Source organism: Dehalobacter sp. TBBPA1, from assembly GCF_040931655.1.
GTDB classification, from domain to species: Bacteria; Bacillota; Desulfitobacteriia; order Desulfitobacteriales; family Syntrophobotulaceae; genus Dehalobacter; species Dehalobacter restrictus.
Genome location: NZ_CP162385.1, coordinates 1,540,501 through 1,554,968, shown reverse-complemented (window position 1 = coordinate 1,554,968; position 14,468 = coordinate 1,540,501). Strand labels below are relative to the sequence as shown.

The 14,468-nt window shown below is 45.4% G+C and carries 10 protein-coding genes; 2 read left to right on the top strand and 8 right to left on the bottom strand.

The window, feature by feature from the left end:
* Positions 1–66 precede the first annotated feature (66 nt).
* From AB3489_RS07610 to AB3489_RS07595, 4 genes are all read right to left on the bottom strand, one after another.
* Positions 67–1,305 carry a phenylacetate--CoA ligase family protein gene (locus tag AB3489_RS07610; RefSeq protein WP_368292383.1) on the bottom strand — a complete coding sequence of 413 codons (1,239 nt, stop codon included), beginning with the start codon at positions 1,303–1,305 and terminating at the stop codon, positions 67–69.
* Positions 1,302–1,898 carry an indolepyruvate oxidoreductase subunit beta gene (locus tag AB3489_RS07605; protein WP_368292381.1) on the bottom strand — a complete coding sequence of 199 codons (597 nt, stop codon included), beginning with the start codon at positions 1,896–1,898 and terminating at the stop codon, positions 1,302–1,304. Before AB3489_RS07605 ends, AB3489_RS07610 begins: the two co-directional genes overlap by 4 nt.
* On the bottom strand, positions 1,895–3,832 hold the full coding sequence (gene iorA, locus AB3489_RS07600; protein WP_368292379.1) for an indolepyruvate ferredoxin oxidoreductase subunit alpha: 1,938 nt from the start codon (positions 3,830–3,832) through the stop codon (positions 1,895–1,897). The genes AB3489_RS07605 and iorA overlap by 4 nt, the downstream gene beginning before the upstream one ends.
* Before the next feature lie 231 nt (positions 3,833–4,063).
* Positions 4,064–5,566: an IMP dehydrogenase gene (locus AB3489_RS07595; protein ID WP_368294606.1), complete on the bottom strand. Its 1,503-nt coding sequence runs from the start codon at positions 5,564–5,566 to the stop codon at positions 4,064–4,066.
* Between the two features lie 305 nt (positions 5,567–5,871).
* Between AB3489_RS07595 and AB3489_RS07590 the strand changes: the two genes are divergently transcribed.
* Positions 5,872–6,771: a PLP-dependent cysteine synthase family protein gene (locus AB3489_RS07590; protein ID WP_015042730.1), complete on the top strand. Its 900-nt coding sequence runs from the start codon at positions 5,872–5,874 to the stop codon at positions 6,769–6,771.
* A gap of 208 nt (positions 6,772–6,979) precedes the next feature.
* On the opposite strand, the gene AB3489_RS07585 is transcribed toward AB3489_RS07590, so the two are convergent.
* The 3 genes from AB3489_RS07585 to AB3489_RS07575 form a co-directional block, all read right to left on the bottom strand.
* Complete coding sequence (locus tag AB3489_RS07585) at positions 6,980–8,773, bottom strand: ABC transporter ATP-binding protein (protein ID WP_368292377.1); 1,794 nt, start codon at positions 8,771–8,773, stop codon at positions 6,980–6,982.
* Between the two features lie 80 nt (positions 8,774–8,853).
* Complete coding sequence (locus tag AB3489_RS07580) at positions 8,854–10,797, bottom strand: cell wall-binding repeat-containing protein (protein ID WP_368292376.1); 1,944 nt, start codon at positions 10,795–10,797, stop codon at positions 8,854–8,856.
* A gap of 187 nt (positions 10,798–10,984) precedes the next feature.
* The gene (locus tag AB3489_RS07575; RefSeq protein WP_368292374.1) at positions 10,985–12,088 is read right to left on the bottom strand and encodes a PEGA domain-containing protein; all 1,104 of its coding nucleotides are present in this window, start codon (positions 12,086–12,088) and stop codon (positions 10,985–10,987) included.
* Positions 12,089–12,323: 235 nt separating this feature from the next.
* Between AB3489_RS07575 and AB3489_RS07570 the strand changes: the two genes are divergently transcribed.
* On the top strand, positions 12,324–13,868 hold the full coding sequence (locus AB3489_RS07570; RefSeq protein WP_368292372.1) for an MBL fold metallo-hydrolase: 1,545 nt from the start codon (positions 12,324–12,326) through the stop codon (positions 13,866–13,868).
* On the opposite strand, the gene AB3489_RS07565 is transcribed toward AB3489_RS07570, so the two are convergent.
* Complete coding sequence (locus AB3489_RS07565) at positions 13,798–14,448, bottom strand: response regulator (RefSeq protein ID WP_368292370.1); 651 nt, start codon at positions 14,446–14,448, stop codon at positions 13,798–13,800. The two genes, AB3489_RS07570 and AB3489_RS07565, sit on opposite strands and share 71 nt — an antisense overlap.
* Positions 14,449–14,468 lie beyond the last annotated feature (20 nt).

Sequence of the window (14,468 nt, the reverse complement as noted above, 5' to 3'; positions counted from 1 at the left end):
CATGACAATATTTGTTTGTGATGAAACAAATTGACTTATATAAAACTGTAAATTTAAAATGCAAAATTAATAGCGGTTATCAAAGATGCGGGTCGATTTCTTTTCGCTCCGGGGAAGTTCCCCGATAGCTACGGCTTTCGGGACGACGGAAATCCCAATTTTTGCTTTACAATGCTGTTTGACGTCTTGTTCGAGCTGCTTTTTATCTGCATTGTTTTCGGTCTCAAAGAACAGCGTCATAATATCTTTGCCGCTTAAATGGTCAATCATGACCTGGTATTCACTGCTGGCACCTTCTACTTCGCGCAGCAGCTCGTCAATCTGACCCGGGAAAATATTCACACCCTTGACTTTGACCATATCATCGGTACGGCCAATAATGGTATCGATTCTGGGGTAAGCCAAACCACAAGCACATTCTCCTGGCAGGAAACGGGTTAAATCATGGGTGCGGTAGCGAATCAGCGGAGCACCTTCCTTCTTTAAGGTCGTGATCACCAGTTCCCCGATTTCGCCTTCCGGTACCTGCTGGCCGGTATGCGGGTCGATAATCTCAAAGTACAGATAATCATCCCAATAATGCATGCCGCATTCGTAATCGCAGCTCATCGCGATACCCGGTCCGTAAATCTCAGTCAAGCCATAGATATCGTATAATTGAACGCCCAATTCACCGGCGATGCGTCGGCGCATTTTGTCGCCCCAGCGTTCCGAACCGATGACTCCTTTGCGCAGGTGGATTTTGTCCTTGACTCCCCTTTTGGAGATCTCTTCAGCCAGGAGTAAGGCATAGGATGAAGTCGCGCACAAAACGGTACTCTTTAAATCAATCATCATTTGAATTTGTTTATCGGTATTGCCAGGGCCCATCGGAATAACCATGGCCCCTAAAAGCTCAGCTCCGTTCTGAAAGCCGATGCCTGCTGTCCACAAGCCGTAGCCCGGCGTAATATGGACCCGGTCCAGATTGGTCAAACCGGCTGTTTCATAGCAGCGTTTAAACATGATGGCCCAGTCTTCGACATCCTGCCTTGTATACGGAATAATGACCGGGGTGCCGGTGGTTCCGGAAGAGGAATGAATCCGGACAATCTCACTGTCGGGAACAGCCTGCAGGCCAAGCGGATAAGCTTCTCTCAGATTATCTTTATTGGTAAACGGTAGCTTTTCAAAATCTTCCTGGCTTTGCATGCTTTGAAGTAGTTCGTACCCTGCAAATTTCTTGCTGTAAAAACCGTCAAGACTGCAGAGTTTGGTCAGATTTTTTTTAATCGCTGCAAACTGGGTTTCATTCATCCGTTTCATACACAAATATTCCCCTCTTCTATGTTTTGGGCACCAGCCCGAAGGGCCTGAATGTTCATGTCCAGCAGTTTGGCCGGCAATACGCTTTCCAGAGCAGTTTCCATGTCCGTAAGTGTAAAGCCAAGTACTCCGCTGCCTGCTGCTGCACCGAGTAAGGCAGTGTTTAAGACTTTTGGTGAGCCGCAGACAGAACAGACTGCATCGCTATCCACAATATAGAGCCGGCTGACACTGTTTTGCAGATAGTCCAGCATCGTCTTCCCCTCATAACCTTCAGCCGAGAGTGAAGCTGTGACCGGTTTAATCGCTTTTTGACTGACAATGACGGTCCCTTGCGGCTTTAAAAAAGGAAGCGCCCGTACAGCTTCCGCGGGTTCAAAGCCTATCACCAGATCAGCTGTCTTCAGTGCTATCAGCGGAGCGTGAATATTTTCACCGATCCTTACATGGCTGACGACGCAGCCACCCCGCTGGGCCATGCCGATCGTCTCCGCTGTACGAACTTTTAAGCCTTTTTGCATCGCGGATTGGGCAATAACTTTGGAAGCCAGGACAATTCCCTGACCGCCTACCCCAGCTAAGATAATATTCATACCTGCTCACCTCCTATCGCAGCAAAGGAACAGACCTGTGTACAGAGGGAGCAACCGTAGCATAAAGCCGAATCAATTTCAGCCTTATCCACTTTCCAGGTAATGGCCGGACAGCCCAATTCTTTGATACAGCGCTTGCAGCCGCTGCATTTTCCGGTATCAACTGTGAATTGCGGCCCTGGTTTGGCTATTGCAATGCACGGATATTCAAAGATCACCGCTGAAACGCCACGCACCACTGCAGCATCTTGGACGGCAGCGACCGCTTGTTTTAAGTTGAGCGGATTGCATGTCGTAATCTGTTTAACACCCAAGGCTTGAAGAACAGCCGGAATACTAATTTTTTCAGCGATATTTCCCATCATGGTTTTCCCGGTACCCGGGTGTGGCTGATGACCTGTCATCGCCGTTGTCGAATTGTCGAGAATGATCAATACGATATCGGTTTCATTGTAAACAGCATTAATCACACCGGCAATGCCTGTATGAAAAAAGGTTGAATCACCGATAAATGCAAAATTAACCGTATTCGGTTCAGCGCGGTGCAGTCCCTGGGCAATCGTAATGCCTGCACCCATGCAGAGGCAGGTGTCAACCATCTCCAGCGGACTTGCATTACCAAGTGTGTAGCAGCCGATGTCACCGGAAAAAACCGCTTTCTTACCTTTCATGGCTTTTTTCACCGCGTAAAAAGAAGCGCGGTGCGGACAGCCGGCACAGAGTACCGAAGGCCGGACCGGCAGAGCCGGTTGCCGCTCAGGCTGTATAACTTCTACAGTCTGTTGATCCTCTTCAGCTATGCATTCTTCTTTATTGTTTATATCCTCATGTTTAGCATTCAATGTGGAGAGATTTAGACGGCAGTCTTCATCCTGATTAGGCTTCTTTAAGAATTTCGTGATTGCCTTGCGCGCGATTTCAATGCTGTTTTCCCCAGCCTGAGGGGTATGACCGGTCAGTTTGCCGAAGACTTTGACAGGCAAATGGTATTGGCCGCACAGGAAAATCAATTCTTTTTCAATCACCGGATCCAGTTCTTCGATCACCAGTACTTCATCGAGGCCGCTTAAGAATTCCAGGGCCAGTTTTACCGGAAAAGGATGCGGCGTTGAAACTTTGAAGAGTTTATAGTCAATATCCGAACTATTCTTCTGAACATCGTTTTCGCGTTGGCGGCACTCCTTCAGCACCTGGATCGCTTCACACGTATAAGCATAACTGATGCCGCCTGTGGCAATACCTTTTTTACCGCTGCCGGTTAATATATTGCAGAGATAGGAGGAAAAGTCCGCTTCCAGTATTGGACGTCTGGCTTCAATTTGCAGATGCTTTTCATAAGAAAGGCGAGGAAAAATTGTCCATTTCGGATTTTTGACAAAAGCGCAGGCCGAAGAAGCCGCCTGGGCGGGTTCGAGTACGATAGAGGCGCTGCCATGACAAACACGCGTGGTTGGTCGAAATAAGACCGGGGTCTTGTATTCTTCCGAATAGGCAAACGCATCGTCAATCATCTGATAAGCTTCTTCCGGTGAAGATGGGTCAAAGACAGGCAGTTTGGCAAAAGAAGCAAAATGACGGGTATCCTGCTCTGTCTGGGAAGAAATAGGTCCGGGATCATCGGCAACAACGATGACCATTCCCCCCTCTACCCCGATATAAGCGAGGCTCATTAATGGATCGGAGGCAACATTAAGACCAACTTGTTTCATGGTGACCATCGTTCTGAGACCAGCATAGGCTGCACCAGCTGCAACTTCCAGCGCGGATTTTTCATTGACGGACCATTCAACATAAATATTCCCGGGATTCTTCCGGGCGACTGTTTCCAATATTTCAGTGGAAGGCGTGCCTGGATAGCCGGTTACAACCGCAACGCCGGCCCGGATAGCTCCCATGGCAATTGCCTCATTCCCCATTAAGAGTACTTGTTCCATGAATCGTCCTCCTAAAACAGATCAAGACCAATAGACTAATATTGACGAACAAACCAATAAGCTTGCCCTTTGAAGAAAGACAAGCTTTGAAATTGCAAAATAACATATTTAAGTATAATTCTTTTTTGGCATGATCGTCAACGACATTACTGTTTTTAAGGCAATTTTTTAAGAATTTTTATCGATTTGCTTCGGTAATGATCTGATTACGCTCCATTGACAAAAGACACTTTATTTTATATAGCTGTTATCCTTCAGAAGGACGTCATGTGAGCCGCCTTCCACGATGCTTGTTGCGGATACGAGCGTGAGTTTGGCGTTTTTGTGCAGTTCTGGAATCGTCAAAACCCCACAGTTGCTCATGGTTGAACGGACTTTGTTTAGGCTCAAGGTTACGTTGTCTTTTAAACTGCCGGCGTACGGCACATAGGAGTCAACGCCTTCTTCAAAAGAAAGCTTGCCGTCACCGCCGAGATCGTAGCGCTGCCAATTCCTGGCACGGTTAGAGCCTTCTCCCCAGTATTCCTTCATGTAGCTGCCATTGATATTGACTTTGTTCGTCGGGCTCTCATCAAAACGTGAAAAATACCGGCCAAGCATGATAAAATCGGCACCCATCGCCAGCGCCAGTGTAATATGGTAATCATGGACGATACCGCCATCCGAGCAGACGGGGATATAAATTCCGGTTTCCTTAAAATATTCATCGCGCGCATTGGCAACTTCAATCAACGCGGTAGCCTGTCCGCGGCCTATCCCTTTTTGTTCGCGGGTAATGCAGATCGACCCGCCGCCAATGCCGACTTTGACAAAGTCGGCCCCCGCTTCGGCCAGGAATAAGAATCCCTCGCGGTCCACGACGTTCCCGGCGCCAACCTTTACGGATTCACCGTATTTTTTGCGGATAAAATCGATCGTCCTTTTCTGCCATTCCGAAAAGCCTTCGGAAGAATCAATGCAAAGAACATCTGATCCGGCATTAACCAGCGCAGGCACTCGTTCTTCATAGTCCCTCGTATTAATCCCTGCTCCGACAATATATCTTTTGGAGGCGTCCAGAAGTTCCCTTTCGTATTCTTTATGGGAATCATAGTCTTTGCGGAAGACCAGATACTTAAGGTTTTGGTCTTTATCGATCAAAGGTAAAGCATTCAGCTTATGGTCCCAAATAATATCGTTGGCTTCACTCAGGGTGATCTGATCACTTCCGCAGATCAGATCCTCAAACTTTGTCATGAATTCTTTGACTTTCGTATCTTTGGACATTCTGCTGACACGGTAATCTCTGGTCGTAACAAGACCCAGCAGCTTACCCGTAGCTGTACCGTCCGAGGTCACAGCCACTGTGGAATGGTCCGTTTTGGCTTTCAGCGCCAAGATGTTCGCCAGTGTGCTGTCCGGGGTTATATTGGAATCGCTGGTCACAAAACCTGCCTTATAGTTTTTGACCCGCGCAATCATCTGAGCCTGGGCATCAATCGGCTGAGAACAATAAATAAACGAAATACCGCCTTCTCTGGCCAGAGCAATTGCCATTTTATCGTCCGAAACAGACTGCATGATTGCCGATACCAGAGGAATATTCGTATTGATGGAAGATTCCTCACCTTTTTTGTATTTTACAACGGGAGTCTTCAGACTTACATTTGTCGGGGTACAGTCTGCCGAAGAATACCCGGGTACTAATAAATATTCTCCAAAAGTATGGGAAGGTTCATCAAAATAAGTTGCCATATCAATCTCTCCTTTGTCATTAATAATAATCATTCAAAACATTTTTATTGCATAAAGCTTGTACTTCTTCATTTATATATCAGGCGCCAGCTAAGTCTTCTTTAAAATCAATAACGAAGATATAACCATAAATATTCTTATTCGCTAAATATTATCACATTCCCTTCAAAAATCAAGCTGTCAGTAGAAATTCAGACAATTTTAAATGTTAAGCATCGCCAAAAACAAAGGTTAGCAGGATTTCCCTGCCAACAAAGATAGTGTATAGTATTCATAGTATTGATTGTTTAGAAAGGATGACGCCTGTGTACGATAATATTCTTGAGACCATTGGCCATACTCCGCTGGTCCGGATTAACAGATTAAATCCGAAGCCGCACGTTGCGCTGTATGCAAAACTGGAGGGCTTTAATCCGACTGGAAGCATCAAAGACCGCATTGCCTTAAAAATGATCGAGCAAGCCGAAGCGTGTGGCTCGCTTGTCCCCGGCAAGACCATTATTGAACCGACTTCCGGAAACACAGGGATTGGCCTCGCCATGATCGGTGCCGTCAAAGGATATAAGGTAGAAATCGTGATGAGCGAAGCCGTATCTGTGGAGCGCCGCAAAATGATTGAAGCTTTTGGCGCCAGGACAATCCTGACCGACCCATCCGAGGGAACTGACGGAGCGATCCGCAAAGCACACGAGCTCTGCAGGATGTATCCAGAGAAATATTTTATGCCGAACCAATTCTCAAACGAGTACAATAAGCTCGCCCATTATTATACGACTGCGCATGAAATATGGGAGGAGACCCACGGAAAAGTCACTCACTACGTCTCCGCACTTGGTACCTCAGGGACGCTCATGGGTGTTGGCATGGGTCTTAAGGACAAGAATCCTGCGGTTCAAATTATTGAAGCCCACCCTGAAAAGGGCCATTATATTCAGGGTCTTAAAAACATGGAAGAAGCTATTGTACCGGAAATCTATGATCCCAGCAAGATAGACCGGACAGTCATGATTGAATCTGAGGCCGCTTTTGCCATGGCCAGAGCCATCGTTCTCCAGGAAGGCATCTTTGTCGGGATGAGCAGCGGAGCCGCAATGATTGCAGCTTTGGAATGCATCAAAGATATTGAGGAAGGATTGATCGTGGTCCTGTTTGCCGATCGCGGGGAAAAATATCTGAGTACGAATCTATTTAATTTAGCTGAATAAGCAGCAGATATAGAATGTTTGAATCAACACAGCACATGCCTAAGTGTATCAACATATTGTCAAGCGATTAATTGTGAATCTTCGATACGACAGAATTTCTAAATTTAAAGAAATTGTATACGTGTACAATTTCTTCGGTTAATGAAATAAAATGATCATCTTTACGGTATTATCCCTTGCCACGTAGTATTATGGGTTAATACCGATATTATATTGTCTGGTTCTTAAACTGCGTGTCATACAGCTTTTTATAGATCCCGTCCCGTAACAATAAGTCCGCATGTTTTCCTACTTCTGCGATCCGTCCTTTTTCCACGACAAGGATCTGGTCGGCCGCCAGTACCGTGGAAAGCCTGTGGGCAATAATAAAACTTGTCTTCCCTTTCAGCAGCGGAACCATTGCTTTTTGAATGTACAGCTCCGACACCGAATCCAGGGAAGAAGTTGCTTCATCAAAGATAATGATCCGGGGGGCTTTTAAGATGACGCGGGCGATCGAGATCCGCTGCTTCTCCCCTCCTGACAGCTTGATGCCTCTGTTCCCAACCACTGTTTGGTATTTGTCCGGCAGCATCATGATAAAATCATGGATATAAGCCGCTCTGCAGGCTTCTATCATTTCATCTACCGTGGCATCTTCCCGGGCGTATTTTAGATTTTCTTCAATTGTATCATTAAATAAATAAGGCTCCTGCATCACAATGCCAATTTGTCTGCGCAGTGACTGAAGTGTTAGGTCCCTGATATCTTCTCCGTCAATTTTGACACAGCCGTTCACAACATCGTACAGTCTTGGGATCAGATTGGTAATGGTTGTCTTCCCTGCCCCGCTCGGACCGACCAGCGCGACCATGGTTCCGGACGCAACGGAAAAGTTGATATCCCGAAGAACGGGTATTTTATGGTCATACGAAAAAGAAACGTGTTCAAAGTCAACTTGACCGACAGCCGAGACGATGGTTTTCGCTTTGTCACGGTCCACAATCTCGATCGGCTGATCAAAATAGTCAAAGATCCGTTGAAACAAAGCGAACGAACGGACAACGCTGATATGGATATTTGAAAGCTGGGCTGCAGGGGTATAAAGCCTGGCCAACAGCGCTACAAACGCCACAATTTCCCCGACGGTGATTTCACCCTGCATATAGAGGTAACCGCCAAAAAAATAGATGAACATCGGCCCGATAAAGGTAAAAATGCTGATGGTCATCGTAAACCATTGCCCGGCTAAAGACTCTTTCATCCGCAGACGGGATTCTTCCCGATTGACTTTTTCGAATTTCGCATAATCCGCTTTTTCTTTTGTAAAAATTTTCATCAAGATCGAACCGCTGATGCTGAACGTCTCCTGTAAGATCTGGTTCAGTTCATCGACCTTGGTCTGGGTCTGGGATACAATCTTCCATCTGACTTTGCCGACCTTGCGCGTCGGTATGACAAAAAGCGGAATGATCACGATGCCGACCATCGCCAGCTTCCAGTTCATCGAGATCAGCGCCACAGCTGTGGCGACAAGCGTCAGGGTACTATTAAGCGTATTGATGATCGTGCTGTTCAGCATTTCCTGGACACCATTGATATCGCTGTTCATCCGCGTGATGATTTCACCCGGTTTGACCGTCGAGAAAAAACGCAAGGACATATGCTGGATATGGTCAAACATCTGGTTTTTCATTTTATAGATAATATTGCGAGCAATCAGGGTTTTGAGATAATTCTGTCCGACCATCAACAAACCGCTTAAGACAACTGCCCCGATGGCCACCACCATCAGAATCGTCAGGTACTTCATATCATGCTGAGGCAGAGCCTCATCTAAAATACTCCGGGTCGCTAAAGGCGGTACGAGTCCAAGCAGCGCTGAAATGACCAGGGACAGGATGATCACAACAGTTTGTTTCCAGTACGGAATAAAATACCGGAAGATTCTGGCCAGCATTTTGCCTGTAATCTTCGGCAGTTCCACTGAATCATCGATGAAACGCACCCTGCCAAGCCCCATGAAACCACCCACCTTCCGATTAATTCCCTATGGGTAGATTAGCACGACTTGGCAGGATTGAAAAGCCCTTAACGAATCTCCTAATACCAGTATTGAACAGACCCGTCCCAATTATCAAATATAATATAAAATTTATCTCCGTAGTACATTCCGCCGCTAAACGCATTCGAACCGTATCTTGCTTGGAGATCATTCAGCATAGCTTCCAGCCATACAAGATAAGCACTGTAATGACTATCCAGCACGTCGGATTCAGCAGCATCTGTTTCAGGGGTAACCGTAAATACGATAAATGCGCTTCCGTTATGGGAAGTATCGGTATTGCCCTGATAAGCAGTCACGGCAACAGCATATTTGATTGTTTGGCCTGCAATCACGTTTGTGCCGTAGGCATCCTGAATATAAGAAGCCATATTGGAAAAGACACTGTAAATAGCCGGGAGAATTTCCGGCAGCGTTTTATTAATATTCTCCGAGAGCATTGGTCTTAACAGGTTAATCGGAACTGCAAAGTTTAAGTTCTGGCCGCCATAATACACAGCAGCAGTGATACCAATAACTTTCCCCTGATCATCCACCAGCGCCCCGCCGCTTGAACCGGAACTGATCGGAGCAGAAATCTGAATATATGTCGTTCCGTTAATATCTCTGGATTTTGTGCTGATTAAACCGTTGGATATGGTATCCTCCAATCCAAACGGGTTGCCGATCGCATAGATATTATCCCCGGTTTCAATCAGGCTGGAATCACCGAGGGAGACTGCTGTCAGTCCTGTCGCACTTATTTTAAGTATGGTCAGATCGGTTGTTTCGTTATAGCTTAAGACCTTTTGGACATCATAGGTTATTCCTGCAGCTGTTTTTACTTTCGCGCTGTACGAACCTTTAATGACATGATAGTTCGTCGCGACTTTTCCGCTGGAATCAACAATAAACCCGCTGCCGCTCCCCAGAGCATTCCCGCTACTGTCATAGGTCTCAATGTAAACGATAGAAGGGCTGACCTTGGCAAAGATCTCTTTGGCGGTTAAGGTCCCTCCCGTTTCAATCCCAAGGTAACCGTTGACCAGGGATGATGAAATTGCAGCTTCCCCACCAAGTATATTCAGCTGTGTAATACTGGAGCTTAGGGCTGATAAGTAATTATTAATGCGGCTGTCCGATGTTTTTCCGGTCAAGATGATCGGTGAGCTCAATTTGGCGGCATAGGATGAGCCTGCCAAAGCATCGGCAAAATTATTACCAGTTGCTAAAAATGTATTGCCAAAGGCATATTCGGACTCAAAAGCTTTCAAAACCGCTAGATTTGTTGCGTAGCGGTCGATGCCTTGAATGCGTGTCGGGCTTGGAAGCGCGTTGACGACTGAATCATTGATCTCAGCAGTATTGCCGATCACATAGGTTTGCTGAATACTGTTGTTTGCTACATATTGTTTCAGACTTTCACTGACCGTACTCTTGTCGACCAGAATAATTGGAATTTGTTTTTTGCCGGCGTAGGATGAAATCGAAAGCACATTCGGATAATCACCCCCGGGAGCGACGACAAGCATTCCGGATGTATTACCGATACGCTTAGCTATCTCAACCGAGGTATAATATCTGTCGCTTCCGGACAGTCGGGTAACTAAGATTCCCATCGACTTCAGCTGGGCTTCAACAGCCGTAGAAACGGCAGCTGTTCCACCGACAATATAGACATTCTTTGTGCCGAGCGCAGTCAGCGTGGACTTCGTAACTGCAGTCAAGCTGTCTTTTTCAGTCAGTAAGATTGGAGCATTATACTTGGCCGCCAGAGGGGTTGAGGCTAAGGCATCGGGAAAGTTACTTCCACACGCGATAATTGCCCACTGTGAACCTCCGGACCAGCCTTCTTTGGCGATATTAGCGGCAGTGGTATACCGTGTATCCCCAGAAATACGGTGGGTAGAAATCGTCGATGCTAAAGCCTCGGGGACAAATACACCCAGACATAAAATTAAAGTTAACATTACTGAAAGGCATTGTTTTGCGTATTTTTTCACTTTTTATCTCCTTTCAACCCACAGCAGATTAGGTTCTTACAAAATCGTTTATATGAAAATGATCTAACGATTATACTATATCATACCATTATTTACAAAAAATAACGATCCCATAGTTTCGTTTATTGAAGCAGGAAATATGCAAAGACATTTTTTAGAGCATGCCTGTGCGGCGGCTATAAGGTTATCAGTTTAAACCGGAAGCCCAATGGATGGGATGAATCAAGATATAAAACGGGCCGGCGTTACTTTCTTCGAGTTTTGGGTAAGGAAATGGCTCCCAGATACCGCCTGAATCGCTCATATAAGTGAAATGTTGGATTATGGGTCCATAGGCAGTACCGATAATACCATAATCGTGCGGATCTTCCCCGGCCATAATTGCCTGATAATTCGTAACGCCAAGCCTGACATTCTCTTCTGCCCCGTGGGAAACAATGGTATATACTTTTCCAAATTGCTGTCGGAAATGAGCAATTTCCGACTTTAACCGTCTTCGCAACTCTTGTTTGACAGCCGGCGTTATATCCTGCGCAGATTTGAGATGATATTGCAGGGAATAATCCGCCAAAGTCTCGTAATGCAGCCCAACTTCATGTCCCAGCGCCCTTACTTCTTTGAGAACTTCAGGATCAGCGGTGCCCCAACGAAAATAATAGGTACTTTTGACGCCTCTGAGATGTTCAATCTTCGCCATAGCTAAGGCATCCTCAGCGGATACATCCACATCATGCCTTAAAACGATAGTTTTCTTGGTAATTGGAACATGGTTATAGTAATCCATAACCCTTATAGGCTTGTAGCCAAGTAAGATAATTTCATCTAGAAATCCTTCATAGTTTTTTTGGTCCACCGGCAATATGATCTGTTTAATCGAAGCAGTTTCCGGTCGAAGTGTTAAATAGCGTATTGAGCTCACATGTCCGGGGTTTTTCGCCACAACCACATATTTTCCTGCTGAAAGCCTTTTCTTAACCGGTGTTTTGCCAATATACGTGTTATTGACATAGATTGGGATTCCCTGCGTCGAATCGGTCTTGATTTCAAGATAATAGCTATCCAAGCCCGTTTGAACCGTAATTTCTTGGGCTTTTTCATCCAAGGTTACAATAGCGCCTATCTTTTCTAAATAATCACGGAAATAAAAAATAGTGTCCTGACTGAATAAGTGATTCGGAGTATGGAATTTAATGATATTAACTGAGATGAATAACTTTCCAGCCACTAGAACAACTGCCAGCAAAAGTATGCCAACGGCGGCGGCTTGGGATCGTGTAACGTTTAATTTCATATTCTCAGCTTTCCCCTGTCGTTTTTAAAAATACGTACACTGTACATACCGTACTTAGACAAAAATAAAGTTATTTGTGAATTATGTTACGATATGATTTATAATACGTATTATTTTTCATTATGTAAATATAAATTTTCTTGGCTTCAAAATAGGGTTGAATGTATGATGCTGTGGAAAATTAACGAGCAGAACTTTATAATAAATACAACCAATTATTTGATTTGAGGTAGTTATGAACAGAAAATCTTATGTTACCCGCATGCCTGATAAGACAGGAGCTTTCCTGCTCGCTTCCAAAATCATTGCCAAATACTGTGGCAATATTGTCCGCGTGAGCTACAATAAGGCTGTTGACCTGCATATGCTGTTTCTGGATGTCGAGGCCACTGCCGAAAACCATCAGAAAATCGCCAAAGAACTCGAAACGGTCGGTTATCTTAAAAATGAACTCTCTGAAACACGCGTCATCGAGGTCAATATCAAAATTCCGGACCGGCCTGGTGCCGTACTTCCTGTCCTTAAAATTCTGGACCTCTATAATATTAATATCTCGTATTTGAATTCGAGTGCCAACGGCACACCCTATCAGGATTTCAAAATGGGCCTGCTGATCGAAAATCCGGATATGATTAAAATGTTGCTCGATGATATCAGCGTAGTTTATCAGATTGATATCATCGAATATGACGATTTTGAAAAGAATTTGGACAATACGATTTTCTATATCCGGCTGGCGAATGAAATGCAGCATATCCTTTCTTTAAGTACAGAACAAACCATGGAATTCATCTCCGAATCGAACCGGATCCTCCAGATGCTGCAGGAGACCGGTGAGAGCCCCAAAAAAGTCTTTGGCTATATCCGTCGTTTTGCATATTTTATCAGCAAATACCGCGGCAGCCATTTCAGCACCGACATCGATCAGGTGCGGATCAGCGAACAGGTCACACTGTACAGCATCCAGCCGCCCTGCGGTAGCAACACCTATGTGCTTGCTTCAGCTGAAGAACTCGTTTTAATTGATACCGGCTATGCAATCTATGCCGAAGAAATGTTCAAGATATTCAAGGAGCTTTTTCCGGCCTGGGATACCCTGAAAAAACGCGTTTTTATCACCCACGCCGACGTCGACCACTGCGGCCTGCTCCCTAAACTCGAAGGCATACGTATCGGCTTAAACCAAAAAAGCGCCGACAGTCTAAGGTGTCAAGCCGCCGGAATCCCCGATTACCGTGAAAACAGCGATCTTGGCTGGGGCTACAGCAAACTCAGCCGGATCATCTCCGGCTATTCCCCGCCAAATCCCGAACAGTTCGAAGTACTTGACGCCGGCTTTCCGACCCCGGCACCCGAAGAACATCAGGAACTGATCCCGATCGCAGAATTCACCGTTGCTGATCTGAAATTCCAGGTTTTCGAAGGCAGCGGCGGCCATCTTTACGGCGAGATGATCTTTGTCTGCGAAGAATACGGCCTGGTGTTCACCGGTGATAATCTCGTGAATATCAGCGGCTTCTCCGAGGAAAGAGCCGAGTTCAACTCCCTGGCACCTTACCTGATGCGGAGTGTGAATATTGACTCGCAAAAAGCAACCGAGATGCGCAGGCAGATCATGAGGCTGCTGGTAGAATTAGAAGACAAAAATAAAAAGTCCTGCCTCGTCTGCGGCGGGCATGGACCCATATCGGTACTGGAAAACGGGGAGTTTAAGGCTCTACAAAAGGCCAGGTTAAAACAGCCTCTAACTTGGTATTCACGCCAAATTTCAGAAGGATGATATTAATCCGTTCACTGAGAACGCGAGCCGACACACCTAAAATAGAAGCAATTTTCTTGTTGGACAACCTCTTGGTCAATAATCTCATGATTTCTTTTTCTTCAGGCGTTAGTATTTTTTCCAGAATTTCCACAGGCTTAACTGGAAAGTGCATATCATCGATGTCTATTTGTTTTTTTGGAAAAGCTAAAGGACTTTGATAAAAGTAAGAACCGCCGTCGATGACCCTTAGAATGGCTTGAACCATTTCCCGGATATACATATCTTTTAAGATTACCCCTTGGGCCCCTTTACTCTTTGCTGCAATGACATACCCTTCCTGATTAAACTCCGTAAGCATAATGATTTTTACAGTGGGCGCAATTCGTTTGATTTGCTCGATTAAAGAGATTCCATTGCTATCGTCCAGATGGATATCCAGCAATATGACATCAGGCGAGGAATGACGCATAAAATCAAGGCATTCTTCCCCATTTTTTACAATCCCCGCGATTTCAATTTGCGGCTCCATGGAAAAAAGGAATTTGGTATTCTCCGCAAAAGGCCCATGACTGTCAACAATTAAAACTTTAACGTTCATTTAACCCACCTAACTTTAAT